Raw genomic sequence first — 16345 nt, 5'->3', positions numbered from 1 at the left:
CCTGTGAAGGCATCTGCTCGCCGTTTTTTGCGCTCTTTGGAACCTAATGCGATACTTTAAGTGGCTGCGAGCAGGCTTATTGCGCGATATAGCCGCCGTCGACCACCAGCGTCGCTCCGGTCACGAAGCTCGATTCATCCGACGCCAGGTAAAGTGCGCAATTGGCGATGTCCTCGGGCATGCCGAGGCGGCGAATCGGCGAGGTCATGAACGGCTGCCCGCTCTTTTTTAGAGGATCGATCACCGGAGCGATCATCGGAGTATCGATTGCGCCGGGACAGATGCAATTGACCCGGATATTTTTCGGCCCGAATTCCACCGCCAGCGCGCGCGACAGCGCCACCATCCCGCCTTTCGCCGCGGTGTAGGCATGCGCGGCTCCGGATCCGATGAGCGCAGCGATCGATGCGGTGTTGATGATCGAGCCTCCACCCGATTTGATCATCTCGGGAATGCCGTATTTTGCGGTCAGGTACATACTGCGGAGATTGATCGCGATGACGCGGTCCCAATCCGCTTCCGGCGTGTTGATGACATCCGACATCGACAGCGGTGACGAGAAGCCGACCCCGGCGTTGTTGTAGAGAATGTCGATCCGGCCGTAAGTGCTGACCGTGGTTCGCACCAAATTCTGCACGTCGGCTGACTCGGACACGTCGGTGCGGATGAAGATTGCCTCACCGCCGGCCTTCTTCACCAGGGTGACGGTTTCATCGCCAAGCTCGGGCTTCCAATCCGAGACCGCGATCTTGGCCCCTTCTGTGGAGAAAATTAGCGCGGCAGCGCGGCCCTGACCGCTGCCGGCGCCGGTAATGATCGCAACCTTGTTTTTGAGACGCATCGTATGCTCCGGTGCTGACCGAACGGAGACGCTTTCGAGGCGGGACTCAGGCTGTGGCGATAACGCGTTCGGTCGCTCGCTGAAGAATCTGTCGCATTACCTGGGAGCTCTGCGCCCCAACCAGCGGATACTCGCCGATAAAGAAGGTCGGCACGCCGCTGACCGAGCGCTGACGCGCCACGAGCGCATTGTTTTTCAGCCGCAGCTCGTATTGGGGCGCACGAATTGCCTGCGCGACTTGGTTTTCGTCGAAGCCGCACTCGGCCCCGAGACGCGCGACCAGGTTCGCATCGCCGATGTTCGCGCCCTCAACGAAATACGCGCGATAGATGCGCCCCTCAAGTTCGTCAGCGCCGCCTTGCTCGCGCGCAAATTCGCATGCCGCGAGAGCGGCACGCGAGCTGGTGAATACCGTAGGCGCCTTGATCTCAAGACCCTCCGCTTCGGCCATCGCGGTTATCCGCTGCCAGGCGGCGCGGCGTGCATCCATATCCGAGGGTGCACTGACCTGCTCGGCCGGGATTCCCTCCGGCGGCCATTCGGGATGAATCTGGTAGCCGCGCCATTCCAGATCGATATGGAACTCGGGTTTGAGCTTGCGGATTACCTCGAACCCGATGTAGCAGAACGGGCAAACGAAGTCGGAGAACATCGTGATCTTTAACGCCATGGGAGCGGCCTCCGGCTTCACTATAAGACCGCTCAACGTGCGCCGTCAAAAGCGGTCTCGGCGACTCGCCTGGAAAACAATTCGTAGCGTCGTTTGCGCATGCGTGCTGCTATGTTAGTTAGCTGTCTGCACTGCCGAGCGAACGGCAGCTTCTATCGAGGTGACATCATGATTCTCGATGATCTCAAACTTGACGGCCGGGTCGCGGTTATCACCGGAGCGGGCCGCGGGCTGGGCCGCGCAATGTCGATAAAATTCGCGCAGGCGGGGGCGGATATCGTGGCGGCATCACGCACCCGGGCGCAGCTCGAAGAAACCGCGGCCGAGGTAGAGAAGACCGGGCGCAAATGTGTCATTGCCCCGACCGACGTCACCAGCTCCGAGCAAGTCAACGCGCTGGCGGCGACCGCGGTCCGCGAACTCGGTCGCATCGACATTCTGGTGAACAATGCCGGCGGCGGCGACGATTCGCTGGGCAAACCAATCGAACAAATTACCGACGCCGAATGGCGCCGGGGACTCGATACCAACCTGACCAGCCAGTTCTATGCGGCGCGGGCAGTGATTCCGCAGATGCTCAAGCAGAACCGCGGCAAGATAATCAACATCGCCTCCGGCTACGGTCTGCGCGGCGGCAAACACAACTATATGTACGCTTGCTCCAAGGGGGGAGTGCTTCAGCTCACGCGCTCGCTCGCCCTCACCTACGCGCAATACAACATCCAGACCAATTGCATCGTGCCCGGCATCTTTCCGCACAACGAGGAGATGATGCGGTTCTTCAAGGGCGGAAAGTTTATCCCAATAGGCCGACCCGGCGACGACGCCGAGTTGGGACCGCTGGCAGTATTCCTTGCCGCGGACCTGTCCAACCACATCAACGGCGAAATTATTGCCATCGACGGCGGCGGACTGGCCGGCGGTGTAACCCCGACGGGAGTTGTCCCGGTGTTGCCCGCGGAGTCACGGTGAAGCCATGCCATCAGACGGAATCGCGAATGACTTCTCACTGGAAGGGCGCGGCGCGCTGGTAGTTGGCGCGGAAACCGTGGTCGGACGCGCCGCCGCGGTTGCGCTGGCCGAGGCCGGAGCCAAACTGCTCATCGCATCGCAGGAGCCGGGGACCGACGCCAAGCTGAGAGAAATCGCCAAGGCCGTTCAGGCGGTTGGCGAGAAGCCCATCCTCCAGGTCCAGAACAGCGCGGTACGCGCCGATCTCAGCGCGACTGCCGATCTCGCGGCCAAGCAGTTGGGCCGACTCGACATCCTGGTCAATGCCCTCGATGCACCCTGGTACGGCCCTGCCGAAATCGCCGACGACACCGCCTTCGATCGAGTGATGGACGGCAACCTCAAGCGCGTGTGGACTTCCTGTCAGGAAGGCGGCCGGGTGATGCTGCGCCAGGGCAGCGGCGTGATCGTAAACATCATTTCGGTGCTCGCCGATCGGGGCGTACCCAATGCCACTCTCTACTGCATGGCCAAGGCGGGCGTTTTAAACCTCACTCGCGCGCTGGCACTCGAATGGGCGCGCAAGGGGATCCGGGTCAACGCGCTGGAGACCGGGTGGCTCGAAGAGCCAGCGAGTCCAACTAACGCCGACGAGAACTTCAAAAAGACCCTGCTCAAGTATTTGCCTTCCAATCGGCTGGTCAAACCGGAGGAAATCGGGGGCGCCCTCCTCTACCTGGTTTCGCCGGCGGCAGGGTTCGTTACGGGCGAGGCGATCATCGTGGACGGCGGCTTGATGTGCCGCGTATGAACCGGGGTGGCCGAGAAGAGCAGGGGCGCAGCCGGCAGATGTTCCGCTGCAGGGAAACGCAGTTGGCGGTTTCCGGGACGTGGCCGTCCGCCCGGTTTTTTGGAGAACCGTCTATCGAACTGCGACGGTGAAGGTATAGTCGCCACCGTCCCAGGCGTACTTTCGCTGCACCTCGGCGATTCGGCCCGAGACAATGTCCTTTCGCAGTTTCTCGACGCCGCCTTCAATTTCGCTTTGGTCGCGCGCAGCGGCAAACATTGAAATTCCGGCACGCACGTTCGGATCGAGGTAAAGCTCCGGCCGGTTTTTTCCGCACAGCAGAAACCAATCACGCAGATCTTCGCTGACCACGTAGGGTTCCACGGTCCTGATCACAAAGTCCGCGGCCGCCAGCGCGTCACGCGCCTCGTAGCGCTCGATGGGAGCGGCGGCCTGGGCCAGGGAATTGGGAAAGTATTCGCGAAGCCAGTAGTGGCGCATCTGCTCCACGGTGCTGTTGAAAAGAACCAGCCGGGAACCAGGACGAAGGACGCGATGGACCTCGCGAAATGCCGCGACTGGGTCGTCCATATGGTGATGAACGAAGGTACAGGTAGCACCCGCAAAGGATTCGGTCTTGAAGGGGAGAGCTTCGGCGCGCGCATTGTGCAAGGCGAGAGCGGGACTTTTCTCGCGCGCACGAGCGAGCATCGTGCGCGAAGGATCGACACCGGCAATCCGCACGCCCGCCGCGCCGATCGCGGCGGTGTAGTTGCCGGTCCCGCATCCCACGTCGAGATAAAGACGACCTTTGACGGGAGCAAGATGATGGAGCAAACGCGAGAGAATAAATGGATCCGCACGCCGGGTGGTGTCGTAGCCAATTCCGATGTTGTCGTAAAGCGCCACCTCCAATTGACTAGCCGAAACCAACCCACGAGCACAGCTTGCGTCGCTCGCCAGTGAATGATTCGCTCGATAACGCTGACTCAGGAACTGAACGGATGGTGGTGATGAGCAACTCGGTGACCGGCGAAGAGACCATCGATTATTCAAATTTTTCGTCGGTGATTACCGGCGAAGGCCAGTGGGTTCCCGCCGGCTTTCCGCTCCCCGACGGAAGCTTCTGGCAATACCAGGAGCCGGGAGCGGTGGTGATCATCCAGGACGGATTTCTGCGCGTCGCCGCGGTTCCCTACACGCGGCACCACGACAGCGAACAGATCCTGGACAATGCCAAGCACATGTACTTCAGCACTGCGTCGTTCGCGCCGCCGGCCAGCGGTACGATTTCGTTCTCCTTCGACCTCGCGGCAACCATCGTCGGTGGGCGTCCGCAGGATCTGTACGACGGGTTCGTATCGTTCAACGTGCTGGATTTTTCAAGCGGCGCTGCGCTGGATTTTTTTGTAGGCAACGACATGGTGGCGACGGTCTACGGCAAACTTCCCTTCCCGGGCGTCCCCGATGCGACGCCGGCGCGCGGGCCCAAGTATTTTTGTCTGTTCGAGGAAATGCGAGGCTCGACGCAAACTGGCCAGCAGCATCACTACGAGATTGTCTACGACTCGAGTGCGGACCGGATAACTTTCCTCATGGATGAGACCGAGGTGCGTTGCTATTCGAACGTGCCTTTCAGGCTTGGCCCCTGCACCCTTGCGATGGGACTGATGAGCGAAAAAGACCTCCAACCCGGCAAGGGGAGTGTCTCGTGCCACGGGCAAGGGGCGATCGGCAGGTGGGGCAACATCAAAATAGTTCGCCGCCCCGCGAAATAGTCGGCTTGAGCGCGCAGGCGCTCCTGCGCTTCCGGGAAAGTACGGCTTCGATCGGCCCAGACAACCGAGGCACGGCCCTGTGTAATTCGCCGGCGGGCCCTCATCGGACAGCTCGTAGCGCGAGTGAGGCATTCGAGGGACAACAAGGATGCAATCGCGCTTTCTTGGACTCTTCGCCTTTCGCTTCAGGCGGTGAAAATACGCGCTCTACGGCTATTCCTATTCTCTAAATCGATGCGGGGAACCCGAATTCCACACCACCTCCTGGTGGGCGTTGATTCCTTCGCACGAGCCCAGGCTTGGTCGCCGCCCTTTAAGACAGCCGCTCACTCAGCGCCAGGAAAGTGCAAGGTAAACCCGCCATCCACCAGGATGGTCTGCCCGGTCAGGTAGCTGGCCTCCGGCAGGCAGATCAGACAGGCGACCGAGGCGACCTCGTCGAGAGAGGGCAGACGCTTCAGCGCCGATCGCTGTTCGCATCGGCCCTTGAATTCTTCCCATGAGATCCCGAGATAGCGCGTGTAGAAGCGTGCAGAATCGGTGTCGATATAGCCAACGTTCAGCCCGTTGACCGTGATCCCGCGGGGGCCCAGCTCGAAAGCGAAGTCGCGCACCATGCTTTCCAGCGCAGCCTTGGCAGCACCGAGCACGCCATGTCCCGGCAGATTCCGAATCGAATCGATTCCCGAGACCATGAGCACGCGCCCGCCGTCCGGCATGACGCGCGACGCTTCCTGCACGGCCGCGACGAACCCTCCTACGCTCAGGTTGAAGGTACGTTGGAGATTGTGTGGCTTGGCTTCCAGCAGAGGCTTAAATGCGGTAGCGGCCGCGTTCGCCACCAGAATATCGACGTGCCCCAGCTCCGATGCCGCCCGCGCGACCATGGTTCGTACCTCGGCCTCGCTCTCCAGGTCGGCCCGGATGAGTATCGATTGAGGCGCGATCGCACGGACCTCGGCGAGCGCGGCTGTGGCGCTATCCTCATCGCGCCGATAGTTCATCGCGACGGTCGCGCCCAACATGGCAAAGCGCCGCGAAATCGCGCGCCCGAGACCCCGCGTCCCTCCCGTTACTAGTGCGACTTTGCCCTCGAGATCGTGCATACCACCGAGCTTAGCACGGCCTGATGCGGGCCGAAAAAAATGATGCGAGCCGCCGAGGTCGGAGGCGATCAGGACTTGCCGTAGAGCAGTTTCTTCAAATCCGGACGGATCGGCGTGCCGTCTCCCGTGACCGTACGTGAGTTGAAATTCGGGTGCTCGATTCGCACCGTGAGTTCGCTGTCACTCAGGTTGGCGGGGGTCGCGAAGGCGGCGCTGCCCGATTGCGTGGTCAGTGCCTCGCCTATCGGGCTCTGCTCGCGGGCGACAACGGTGACCCGTGCTTCGGCGACCGGGGGGTGCACATCATCGGGCAGACGGTCGTTGTCGGTCACCACTACGCGGAGGCTCCTCAGATCCCGCGCCCGTTCACAAGCGACGGCGAGATCTCTCAGATAGATCATCGGCTCGGCGAACACGCCCTTGATTCCAGCTGCGCTCGGCGCGCGCGCCGGATTCGCCTTCAACTCGGTACGTTGCGCCGCCATGCCGTGATCAGAGGTCAGGACGAACAACGCGGAGTCAAACAGTCCGCGTTCGCGAAGCATCGCAAAAATCTTCCCGATGCGTCGGTCGGTGCGATAGATGGCCTCGCGCAGGCCGTCGTGATGCGGTCCGTAGTCGTGCCCCGCCCCGTCGGTGAGCACGAATTCGTGAGCCACAAACACGGGATGATTCGCGCCGCAGTGGTCGAACAGATTGAGAACCTGCGCCATCCCGCGTACGTCGACGATTTCCTCGCGATACATGCCGGGCAAATTGTCGGACATCCAGCGCGGGCTGACCTCAGCCGACATCTCCTGGGTCAAGGCCTTAAGGCGCGCCTTGTCGCCCAGGATGCGCCGTTCGAAGACCGCGTGATCCGCGCCCCGGGATTGCGGCTCGTGAATCGATGCGGTGATCGCGTCCGATCCGAGTGCGCGCTTGAACGCCTCGTAGAGGGTTTCGACCTCGGGGTTGAGGTGGTGTTCCATCTCAAAGATGTTGCCCTGAATTGGAACGGTCTCTCGATGCTCGCGCAGATGAAAGGTTGGATTGACGATGTCGTGATGGCCGCACCAGGTGCCGGTCATGATGGTCGAATGACTCGGCCAGGTGATGCTCGGAAAGTTTACAATCGAGCCGTACTGGAGAAACGCGCCGCGTTCGACCAGCGAAGCGATGGCGGGAATCGCCGACCGATTGTGCTGCAACTGCCAGACCAGCTCGCTGTGCGACAAGCCGTCGAGCAAGATCAGGTACACGAGCTCCGGTGCGCGCGCGTTGTGATCGACAATGTCCATCAGTGCCACGCCGTCCTGGCGCTTGAGCATCACCCGCGCCGGCGCACCGTCTGCACCACGCCCCTCCAATTCTGGAAAGTGCATGATGCGCGCGATGGTTGGAGCGATATCCACCTGTCGCGCGGGAAGCTCGTACTGGCCGCCGGTGATTCCACAACCGGCCAAGACCAGCGGCGCGCGCGATTGCACAACATCGAGGGCACCGTGCTGCCCGGGCTGGAGCCCGTATGCATAAGCTTTGGGGCTGACGATCAGATCCGGCCCCCGAGGACTATCGAAAACTTGCGCGATACGCTCATAGGCGTAGGGATGGGACAGAACCTCGGGCTCGAAAAAAGCGCGGTTGGGATCGCTGGAACTGTTCCCGCTGCGAGCGGAGGCTTGCAGCTCTTCGTCGATTGAGGCGATCGCGAAAGGGTCCTGGTTGGCTACTGGGTTCTCGCCGATTTGCTCGATCACCTTGAATCGGAGCGTGCCTCCCGGATGGGTGTAGCGTTTGAATCGCACCATGCCCCGGCGTGACCAAACTTCGTAGGCGCCATCGCGGAAGGTCGCGACCAAGTCGGTCTCATCGGCGGCCCGGGTATTTTTCAGCAAGGCCAGGATCGCACGATCGCCCGATTCGAACTGATTGCGATCCAGGCCCTGACCGCCACCACGTTCGGGACCGTGCTCCGCCGGGTTGTGGTTTCCCATGGGAGCCTTATTGTGACCTGCTGCGACCTGGCGCGCAAAAGTCAAGATCGCGGAAGTTCCGGGCTCTTGATATTCATTTCGTAACATCAGATGCGATTATCCATCTCGGATGAGATTGCCGATCTGTGCGCTTATTCGCTATTGGTAGCCGAAACGTTGAAAGGAAACATCAAACGATGCCAGCGCCGGAAGACGCAACCGATTCCAAGGTCGGCAAGGGCTCCAAGATCTCGGGCAAGTTGAATTTTCGCGGTCCAGTAAAAATCGAAGGCGAGGCCGAGGGTGAGATAACCGGCGAGGACGTCGTGATCGCCAGCGGCGCAGTGGTGACCGCCCGCATTTCCGCCACGCGGGTCACTATCGCGGGTGTTTTCAGCGGCGAGGTGACGGCGCGTGAACGTGTCGAATTGCTTGCCACCGCCCGGGCGCAATGCACGATCAGCACCCCGAGCCTAGTGCTGAACGAGGGCGCGACCTTTGACGGAGACTGCCGGATGCCGCGCAACAAAATTGCGGCTTAAGCCGCCGATTCAGCCGACCACGAGCGTAGCCTCGCCGCCGCGGTTGTCGCGACGGCAAAGCACCCTTCCCTGCGGGTCAATTTCAATGTCCTCGACGTCCCCCATCCGCGGCTCGTAAACCCATCTAAGTCCGCCATCGTCCGCCGCCCGAGCCGATTGTTTGTTGGACGTGGCGACCAGGGTCGCGGAATCGATAGTGACTACTCTGCCGGTCCATCGTGTCTGCCGCCGCTCACGAACATGTCCGAGAGTGAGCGCGCGGAAGAGTAAGAAATCGGCACTCACCTCGCGGAATCTGCCCAGCTTGGCGGTTACCGCGTTACGCCCGCCCAGCGCGCTCACGCTCCCACGCAGAAAATCGTCGCCGGCCTCGTAGCTTGCGTTGCGCGAGAAGGGCCCGCGTACGTAGCGCAAGCGCACCCGTACCACCAGGCCCTCGGGTGAAATTTCGGCTTCGACTTCGTTGCGATTGGCTCCCTCCAGTGATTGCCGCCAGCCGGCAATCTTCCTTCCGTCGAAAGTCGTCTCCTCCCGCGCCAGGGCTTCACCGGTGCGGCGAATCTCGTATCGATACTCTCCCGCCGGGGGAATCATTTCGACTCGCTTGACGAACGACTTGGCAGACTTTTCCAAACAGCGCCCGAACCCTCGCAACCTAGATTTACTACAGAACTTGCCAAGGCGGATTCATTTTCGGGGCTCCGGGAGTTGGTGAATGGCCGAACGACTGCGACATGTACGGTCAGTTCGCCGCTCCGAGCGCCGGCTTCAATTTGGTTCAAACTCATTGACTCACAGAGACCTTCAACACTAACGAACATTAGAGAGCCGTCCTTATAAGATCAAAAACTTGTTTAATTATCGTAAACAAAGAGTTGCCCCATTCGAATCTTTATGGCGTTATAGGTATGAATTAAACCATGATAGACGAAGCGTGGCGGGGGTAAGATTGACTCGATGGCACAAGCTGTAAAAGTCTTGACTGTGAACGAACTCGCCGAATACCTGCGGGTACACCGTTCGACAATCTACCGATTGCTAAAGAAGGGACTACTGCCAGGATTCAAAATAGGAAGCGATTGGCGCTTCAACGTCGAGGTCATTGATCAGTGGCGAATGAAGCAGGGTGCCATCCTGCTGGCCGAGGATGCCGACACGCTGAAGGAGTGACGCGCCCTATCTTTTCTCGTCGCCTACTGACTTTCACCAACCGACCCACTCCGCTGGTGGCCACACAGAAAAACGCTCGTCTTCCTCAGAGTATCGCGAATGTGGCGCAGTCCGCCGCGATGGTCCGACAAGCGGTTCGCGCGTAGACTGGCGCTGGATGCCAACTGAAGTTTCGCTAAAAACCCGGTTCTTCACCGAGTCCGTCATCCGGGAGATGACGCGGCGCGCGCTGAAATGTGGTGCGGTGAATCTGGCGCAGGGTTTTCCTGACTTCGCGGCACCCCAAGAGCTTAAGCAGGCGGCCAAAGCCGCGATCGATCAGGAATTCAATCAGTACGCCATAACTCACGGTTCCCCCAACTTCCGGATTGCGATCGCCGAGAAAGTCCGTTCCTACAACGGAATTACCTGCGATCCCGATTTGAACATCACTGTCACCTGTGGCGCGACCGAGGCAATGATCGCCACGATGCTGGCGGTCATCAATCCGGGCGACGAGGTGGTTATTTTCGAACCGTTTTACGAGAACTACGGACCCGACGTTATCCTTGCCGGCGCGACTCCTCGATACGTTGCGCTTCGCGACCCCGACTTCTCGATCGATCGGCGCGAGTTGGAAGCGGCATTTAGCCCAAACACCAAGGCCGTCGTCATCAACACTCCCCACAATCCCAGCGGCAAGGTATTCACGCGCGCAGAACTCGAGACGATAGCCGCGCTGTGCCGCCGCTATGACACGCTGGCGATCACCGACGAAATTTACGAACACATCATCTACGATGGTGCACGCCACGTCTCGATTGCGACCCTGCCCGGCATGGCCGATCGAACCGTGACGATCAGCGGCCTGTCGAAAACCTATTCGATAACCGGGTGGCGTCTCGCGTACGCGATTGCCTGCGAGCGCATCACCTCAGCGATACGTAAAGTTCACGACTTCCTCACCGTCGGTGCGCCACATCCACTGCAGGAAGCTGGCGCGGTCGCCCTGCGCCTGCCGGAGTCGTTTTATGCGGAGCTGGCAGCGATGTATGAACGCAAGCGTGGGATGCTGCATCATGCGCTGACGGAGGCCGGGCTGCGATGCAGTCAACCTGCCGGGGCATACTATATCGTGGCAGACATCGCTCACCTGGGCTTCGCTGACGATTTCGCCACCGCGGATTTCATGCTCGACGAGGTCGGCGTTGCAGCGGTACCAGGATCAAGTTTCTACAGCCGGCCCGAATTGGGGCGGAGCAAAGTTCGCTTCACTTTCTCAAAGAGCGACGAAACCATCGCCATGGCAGCACAGCGATTGCGGCAGCTCCCGAAGAAAGTTGCAGCTCGATAGGGGGGCGACCGAATCAGGTACGGCCGCCGCGCACGATCTTGAGGCGCGGACGCTCGATGCCGCCGGAAATATACACGAGAACGGTCCACGCACTGCGCGTGATCGGGTAGCACGCAAGTACACTGGCCACTGTCACAACCGAAATGATGATCCACTGGGCGGCGTCGGACAGCGAAGTGGTCCACGACAACACGGCCCACATCACGATGAAGACCGCCGTGGCCACTGCATAGTCCAGATACATCGCCCCTAGAGACTCGCCCGGGTCAGCCCAGAACACCACATTGCATTTCGGACACGTCCGGTTCATCCGGAAGTGCGACGCGAAAACTGCTCCGCGTCCGCAAACCGGACACTTTTGCGTCAGGGCTCGCCTAATCAGGACTGAGGGAGTTTCCTGGATCACCGACGTCATAGTATCGCAGTGCGCGAGTTGAGGCACGTGCGACGGATGGCACGGGCAGAAACCGAGTGCAGAGAAAGCAGGCGGGCGCAAACGGGATGCGCTCTACTTTCCAGTTTTGTCGGCGAGGTCTCGATCGGCATCTGCTCGTCTCTGCTCCGATGAGCCAAACCGGGGTCTGATCGGCTTCTCTTCGAACTATCGCAATGTTGAGAAGCTCGTTTTCCGGAAAGCCCGGTGGTCAGGCTCTGAAGGCCGCCGGCGGCAGAGCGCTCACGCTCGCGACCGCACGCAAACCTTCCTCGCAGTCGCGTTACTCCCGGCGCTTCACCGCACTAAAGCGGCATTGACTAGTCGCCAAGAAACCTGCGGCGGACGAAAACCTCCCCGAGAAACAGCAAGATAGCGAGCGGGAGCAGCTCGGGCGATGCTTCGCGGCGAATGGTCACGGTCCCTCCACGATGTGCGGCCACCGTCTCCGGAGCGGCATCGAGAGCACCTCGCGTAGCTAGGGCCAGGCGTCCGAGAAGATCGACGTTGGCGGGACGGAGGCGAAGCTCGGCAGCATCGGAGGGCAGCTCACCCAGCGACGCAAAGTCGCGATGGGTTAGCACCCGTTCCGTATCGCCCGCCTTGATCATCAGGGTGGCTACGTATCTTCCCCGCGCCAGCGGCCCGACTTCACCGGTGTACAGCGATGCATCGGTCTGCGTCATGGGAACGTCGACCAGGTGGCCGGGTCCGCTGATCCGGCATACCAGGTTGGGAACTGGGATGGCGTCGGCCTTCTCGGCCTCTACTGACAATGCGCCGTCGCTCTGAGTCCGCACTCGTATCGCGAAGGCGCCCGGATCTCCCTCCCGCATCGTCCATGCAACCAGCTGGTACCAGAACTCCGCGTAGCGGTCCCAGCGAATCCAGCTCAGGGTCGCCAGCGAGTCCGGATCGGCGGCGAAGATTGCGGCCCGGCCCAGGCCGTACTGCCAAGCAGCCAACAATGGCGTGGCCCGATCGCCGCGCGCGATCTGTAGAGGAACCTGCGCTCCATTCTTTGCAACCGAGGAAGCGTAGAAATCGATGGGCGGAATACTGCGTGGATCGATCCCGGTAAGAATGGCACTGGGCGGCCCGACCTCCACACTGGTCCGTCCCTGTTTGCGGCGATTCATCGCTTCGCGGGTCAGGCCGACCAGCAAGAGTGGAAGCTTCTCGATGTCCTGCACCCGGTAAAAGATCCCGCCGGTAGCCTGTGCGAAGTCCTGCAGAAGACGAAGATTTGCCAGATCGGGCCCGATCCGAATGGTCGAAACGGGTATATGTTCGTTTGAAAAATCAGCGATCAGCGCGTCGTGATCGTGGTATTGGCGATTAGTGTCGCCGTCGGTGAGCAGAATTATCTGTCGTACCGGGATACCGCTCTGCATGATCTCGCGCTGCGCGATTTCGAGAGCGTCTTTGAAATCGGTGCCACCGCCGGGTTGCAGCCGTTCGATTCGATTCTCCAGCTCGGAGCGATCTTCGCCGAGCGGCTGCAGATGTCCGAGCACGTAAGGCTGGGAGTCGAAAGCGATAACGCCGGCATAGTCGGTATCATCCAGCTGGCGCAGCAAAGCGATTGCCGCCTGCTTCGCGTAACGGATGCGTTCACCGTCGCGCACCGCGGGATAGCGCGAGTCGTAGCTCATTGAATTGGAGCGATCGATGCACAGGTACACGGCGATCGGCTCGCGCGATGGTGGGGGCGGTTGCGCCTCGAAGTTCACCGGCAGGGTTTTCTCGAGATCGCCGCCCTTGTACCGATCGTCGCGCAGAGCTTCCCCGGTCACCACCAACCCCCCGCCCAGCTCGGCGACATACCGGCTGATTGCATGCTGCGCGCCCGGTGCGAGGCTTGTCGCCGACGCGTCGTTCAGAATCACCAGTTGATACGGCAGGTAGTCATCGGGCTTGTTCGACAGGCTACGTGGCGGCACCAGGTCCACTCGATAGTTGCGCGCTTTGAGCGCACTCAGAAGGCTTTCGGGGCGGCTCTGCGATGCGATCAGAACTTGGGGTGCGACGCTCACCGACAGGGGCGCCTCCGCGCGCGAATTGATTGCGCTGTACGGGGGAGCCACGGCTATCTCTACCCCCATCAGGTAAGCACCCGCCCGGTCCACCTGGTATGGCATCTCGAAGTGATTCATTCCCAGGCTGAGCGTGACATGCTGTCCGCCTACCGCCTTGCCATCGCGCAGCAAGCGCAGCTGCACGTCGACCTTGTCGGACGATTCGCTTTCGATGCCGATTCTGAGGTTGAACTGTTGCTGCGCGCGAATGTTCTCGGGAGCCTGAAAGTCGGTAAGCGCCACCCGCTTGGCATTTGAGGGCGGAGGCGCCGCGGCGTAGATTCGGACGCCATCTTCGACCATCGCCGGTATTTCGGCGGCCGCGTCGCCGCGGGTTTCGTTACCGTCGCTCAGGAGCAAAATCCGCTTCTCGTTCTCAGGGGCAAACAGGCTTTGCGCGGCGGTCAGCGCCGCGGCAATGTCGGTCGCGCCGGGATCAGGACGCGCCATGGGATTGCCGATCAGCCGCGGGTCGGACGGTGGCACCGCGAGTTGTGCATCGCGGCCGAACCCGACAACCCCGAGCCGATCACGGGCACTCAAGTGGCGGGCCACCTCGTGAAGCTGATGGTACATCCAATCGCTTTGGTCGCGCGCGATCGATCGCGACTCGTCGAGCACTGCCACCACTTCAACGCTACGCGCCGCCGTCGTCCCTCTGATTTTGAGCCCCGCCAATAGCGCTACCAAGACCGCGAGCAGGGCGAGCCTGCAGGCAAGCGATGCTGCGCCGGCAATTCTCGCTCCACGCAGGATGGCCACAACCGCGGGATAGGCCACCAGCGGGGCGAGAATCAGCAGCCACAGCGCGGCGGGATGATCAAACATGGGCGGCACCCCACAGTGCTGAATGGCGGATCAGCACGACGGACTCCACCGCAAAGGCAACCATCGCAAGCCCGGCGAGGACCAGCAGAAGTGGCTGCACCTGCCGAGGACCGTGGCTCGAGGGACGCTCCGAGAAAGGAGCTGGCGCGGGGGAGAGAGTCGCAGCCGGAGTAGGTGCAAGGTCCGACTCGGAAGCATCGAAGTAATTCGCGTAAACCTCCACGATCCTGGTCCCTGACTCGATCGCGTAATGGCCGGACTGAAGCGGACGAATTCGTACCCGGCTCCACTTGTCGGCTTCCGCCTGACTCCGGGAGCCATCGGGTGCGGTAACGATTGCACTGCCCGCGACCGGAACGTCCACGTAAGAACCGGTGGGAACAACCTGAATATCGGCCGGCGCGGTCAATTGCTTGATCAAATTGATCGTTACGACCAGAGCGTCGAGTCGATCCGCATCGAGCAGCAGCCGGTTACGCACATCGAAAGCGATAACGCCAATACGGCCGCTCGGAATTCCGCCAATCGCCGCCAGCGGCACCAAATCGGACTCGCCGGGTGTCGTACCCTGCACGAGAGGATTCATCCATTCGGGCAGGGTCATGCCTCGGACCGCGGGAAGAACGGTGCTCTGTCCGACGCTGAAGGGCATATCGCGCGCTGGCTTCAGAATGACCGGCAAGTTCTGGGCCGAAACCACGAGCCCGGGGATCCTGGCCGCAGGTGGCACTACCGGCGGCGGAAAGATCAGCAGCATCGAGGCCGTCGAAATTCCCGGCATGTAACAGTCATGCATCACCGCAAGGTCGAAAGGAGGTCCAGCCTTTTGCGGAGAGAATTGGGCAGGGTCGGCGGTTTCGATCTGCAAGTTTGGATTGATCGCCAGCAGCACCCGCGCGAGGTCGTCGCGCACGGCGGAATCAGCGGACAACACCAGCGCATGTCCGGCCTGGTTGGCGGGCGCATACACCCAATGCTGATTGTCGGCCTCGATAGCATCGGGGGTAAGAATGTGGGCCGAGATCAAGCCGCCCGTAGTCAGGGGGCCGAAAGGCACCACCATCTGCTCGCGCGGAGCGAACATCAGGGTGTTATGAAAGACCTCGCGGTCTTCCGCTTTTACCTGAAACTCCGCGAGGCGCGGTTTGTTCGAGAAGTTGCGCAGTACCGCGCGCCCGCGCGAGGAGCCGACCGCGCCCGGGTCTAGTGAAACGATCGCCACGTTGTCGTCGCCGTGCGCGGTCCGGTGCAAATGCAGGGGTGTGGTCCCTTTCGCGTCGCCGAGTGCGCGCGCGGGCGGCGCCCGGTCGGTGAACAGTTCAATCTCCGACGATCCGCGTCCCCGCATGAGTGCGGCCGAGAGCGCCGAGGGGTGCGCGGCGACCGCAAGCGACTGGAGGGCGTGAATAGCATTGCGAACCGCGTCGAGATTTTGGGTCTGGGGCAGCGCGACCTGCGCTTCGAGGGCATAAGTTATCACACTGAATTCGTCGCCGGCCGGGGCTCCATCGATCAGCTCGAGCGCGCGCTTTTTGGCCTCTTCAAGACCGCTCCTTCCGTCGAAGCGGGCACCCATTCCCGCCCCCAAATCAAACACCAACGCATGACTGCGCCCACGGCCAGCGCGTGCCGGGACCATCGCGTAAAGCCCGCCCACCGCCAGAACCAAGGCGGTCAACCCGGCGAGCTCGAGCCAGAACAACGGATCGATGCGGACGTGACGCACGCGCGTCACCGGCGCCGCGGCCTCATCGAACAGCATCAGGCTCGATACCGAGATAGTCGGACGCGAGCGTGAACGCAGATAGATCAGGGCGAGAACCACCAGCGCGACGCCCCACAGGAGATTTATGGGGTTAAGGAATCCCAT

15 protein-coding genes are annotated in these 16345 nt (G+C 61.2%); 6 read left to right on the top strand and 9 right to left on the bottom strand.

What is annotated here, in order from left to right:
- Window positions 1-76 precede the first annotated feature (76 nt).
- On the bottom strand, window positions 77-841 hold the full coding sequence (locus VGI36_15825) for an SDR family NAD(P)-dependent oxidoreductase (protein ID HEY2486615.1): 765 nt from the start codon (window positions 839-841) through the stop codon (window positions 77-79).
- Between the two features lie 46 nt (window positions 842-887).
- Window positions 888-1511 (bottom strand): DsbA family oxidoreductase, encoded by a 624-nt coding sequence (locus VGI36_15820; GenBank protein ID HEY2486614.1) that lies wholly within the window; start codon window positions 1509-1511, stop codon window positions 888-890.
- Window positions 1512-1679: 168 nt separating this feature from the next.
- On the opposite strand from VGI36_15820, the gene VGI36_15815 reads away from it, so the two are divergent.
- Both VGI36_15815 and VGI36_15810 read left to right on the top strand, forming a co-directional pair.
- Complete coding sequence (locus tag VGI36_15815) at window positions 1680-2483, top strand: SDR family NAD(P)-dependent oxidoreductase (protein ID HEY2486613.1); 804 nt, start codon at window positions 1680-1682, stop codon at window positions 2481-2483.
- Window positions 2484-2487: 4 nt separating this feature from the next.
- Window positions 2488-3273, top strand: coding sequence for an SDR family oxidoreductase (locus VGI36_15810; protein HEY2486612.1), 786 nt, complete (start codon window positions 2488-2490; stop codon window positions 3271-3273).
- A 111-nt stretch (window positions 3274-3384) separates the two neighbouring features.
- On the opposite strand, the gene VGI36_15805 is transcribed toward VGI36_15810, so the two are convergent.
- Window positions 3385-4161 carry a class I SAM-dependent methyltransferase gene (locus VGI36_15805; protein HEY2486611.1) on the bottom strand — a complete coding sequence of 259 codons (777 nt, stop codon included), beginning with the start codon at window positions 4159-4161 and terminating at the stop codon, window positions 3385-3387.
- Between the two features lie 104 nt (window positions 4162-4265).
- Here VGI36_15805 and VGI36_15800 point away from each other — a divergent pair, with 104 nt between their 5' ends.
- Window positions 4266-5030 (top strand): DUF6081 family protein, encoded by a 765-nt coding sequence (locus VGI36_15800; GenBank protein HEY2486610.1) that lies wholly within the window; start codon window positions 4266-4268, stop codon window positions 5028-5030.
- A 326-nt stretch (window positions 5031-5356) separates the two neighbouring features.
- On the opposite strand, the gene VGI36_15795 is transcribed toward VGI36_15800, so the two are convergent.
- A complete protein-coding gene (locus tag VGI36_15795; protein ID HEY2486609.1) occupies window positions 5357-6136 on the bottom strand; it encodes an SDR family oxidoreductase in 780 nt (259 codons plus the stop codon).
- Window positions 6137-6204: 68 nt separating this feature from the next.
- Window positions 6205-8199: an alkaline phosphatase family protein gene (locus VGI36_15790; protein ID HEY2486608.1), complete on the bottom strand. Its 1995-nt coding sequence runs from the start codon at window positions 8197-8199 to the stop codon at window positions 6205-6207.
- Between the two features lie 89 nt (window positions 8200-8288).
- Here VGI36_15790 and VGI36_15785 point away from each other — a divergent pair, with 89 nt between their 5' ends.
- Window positions 8289-8633 (top strand): polymer-forming cytoskeletal protein, encoded by a 345-nt coding sequence (locus VGI36_15785; GenBank protein ID HEY2486607.1) that lies wholly within the window; start codon window positions 8289-8291, stop codon window positions 8631-8633.
- A gap of 9 nt (window positions 8634-8642) precedes the next feature.
- Here VGI36_15785 and VGI36_15780 read toward each other — a convergent pair whose 3' ends face one another.
- On the bottom strand, window positions 8643-9266 hold the full coding sequence (locus tag VGI36_15780; protein ID HEY2486606.1) for a hypothetical protein: 624 nt from the start codon (window positions 9264-9266) through the stop codon (window positions 8643-8645).
- A gap of 324 nt (window positions 9267-9590) precedes the next feature.
- Between VGI36_15780 and VGI36_15775 the strand changes: the two genes are divergently transcribed.
- The gene (locus VGI36_15775; protein HEY2486605.1) at window positions 9591-9803 is read left to right on the top strand and encodes a helix-turn-helix domain-containing protein; all 213 of its coding nucleotides are present in this window, start codon (window positions 9591-9593) and stop codon (window positions 9801-9803) included.
- Window positions 9804-9960: 157 nt separating this feature from the next.
- The gene (locus tag VGI36_15770; protein ID HEY2486604.1) at window positions 9961-11136 is read left to right on the top strand and encodes an aminotransferase class I/II-fold pyridoxal phosphate-dependent enzyme; all 1176 of its coding nucleotides are present in this window, start codon (window positions 9961-9963) and stop codon (window positions 11134-11136) included.
- Between the two features lie 13 nt (window positions 11137-11149).
- On the opposite strand, the gene VGI36_15765 is transcribed toward VGI36_15770, so the two are convergent.
- The 3 genes from VGI36_15765 to VGI36_15755 all read right to left on the bottom strand — a co-directional run bounded on the left by VGI36_15765 (window position 11150) and on the right by VGI36_15755 (window position 16345).
- Window positions 11150-11551, bottom strand: a complete 402-nt coding sequence (locus tag VGI36_15765) for a DUF983 domain-containing protein (protein HEY2486603.1) — start codon at window positions 11549-11551, stop codon at window positions 11150-11152.
- Window positions 11552-11889: 338 nt separating this feature from the next.
- Window positions 11890-14475 (bottom strand): VWA domain-containing protein, encoded by a 2586-nt coding sequence (locus tag VGI36_15760; GenBank protein HEY2486602.1) that lies wholly within the window; start codon window positions 14473-14475, stop codon window positions 11890-11892.
- Window positions 14468-16345: a BatA domain-containing protein gene (locus VGI36_15755; GenBank protein HEY2486601.1), complete on the bottom strand. Its 1878-nt coding sequence runs from the start codon at window positions 16343-16345 to the stop codon at window positions 14468-14470. The genes VGI36_15760 and VGI36_15755 overlap by 8 nt, the downstream gene beginning before the upstream one ends.

It is taken from the genome of Candidatus Binataceae bacterium (assembly GCA_036495685.1).
Lineage (GTDB): Bacteria > Desulfobacterota > Binatia > Binatales > Binataceae > JAFAHS01.
The sequence above is the reverse complement of the archived record's forward strand: the minus strand, read 5'-3'. Positions and strand labels throughout refer to the sequence as shown.

What these genes read in the sequence shown, in the direction of transcription:
- VGI36_15825 (HEY2486615.1), bottom strand. Translation starts at nt 841, where the DNA reads ATGCGTCTCAAAAACAAGGTTGCGATCATTACCGGCGCCGGCAGCGGT.
- VGI36_15760 (HEY2486602.1), bottom strand. Translation starts at nt 14,475, where the DNA reads ATGTTTGATCATCCCGCCGCGCTGTGGCTGCTGATTCTCGCCCCGCTG.
- VGI36_15790 (HEY2486608.1), bottom strand. Translation starts at nt 8,199, where the DNA reads ATGTTACGAAATGAATATCAAGAGCCCGGAACTTCCGCGATCTTGACT.
- VGI36_15785 (HEY2486607.1), top strand. Translation starts at nt 8,289, where the DNA reads ATGCCAGCGCCGGAAGACGCAACCGATTCCAAGGTCGGCAAGGGCTCC.
- VGI36_15795 (HEY2486609.1), bottom strand. Translation starts at nt 6,136, where the DNA reads ATGCACGATCTCGAGGGCAAAGTCGCACTAGTAACGGGAGGGACGCGG.
- VGI36_15815 (HEY2486613.1), top strand. Translation starts at nt 1,680, where the DNA reads ATGATTCTCGATGATCTCAAACTTGACGGCCGGGTCGCGGTTATCACC.
- VGI36_15770 (HEY2486604.1), top strand. Translation starts at nt 9,961, where the DNA reads ATGCCAACTGAAGTTTCGCTAAAAACCCGGTTCTTCACCGAGTCCGTC.
- VGI36_15800 (HEY2486610.1), top strand. Translation starts at nt 4,266, where the DNA reads ATGAGCAACTCGGTGACCGGCGAAGAGACCATCGATTATTCAAATTTT.
- VGI36_15820 (HEY2486614.1), bottom strand. Translation starts at nt 1,511, where the DNA reads ATGGCGTTAAAGATCACGATGTTCTCCGACTTCGTTTGCCCGTTCTGC.
- VGI36_15765 (HEY2486603.1), bottom strand. Translation starts at nt 11,551, where the DNA reads ATGACGTCGGTGATCCAGGAAACTCCCTCAGTCCTGATTAGGCGAGCC.
- VGI36_15775 (HEY2486605.1), top strand. Translation starts at nt 9,591, where the DNA reads ATGGCACAAGCTGTAAAAGTCTTGACTGTGAACGAACTCGCCGAATAC.
- VGI36_15755 (HEY2486601.1), bottom strand. Translation starts at nt 16,345, where the DNA reads ATGGGATTCCTTAACCCCATAAATCTCCTGTGGGGCGTCGCGCTGGTG.
- VGI36_15810 (HEY2486612.1), top strand. Translation starts at nt 2,488, where the DNA reads ATGCCATCAGACGGAATCGCGAATGACTTCTCACTGGAAGGGCGCGGC.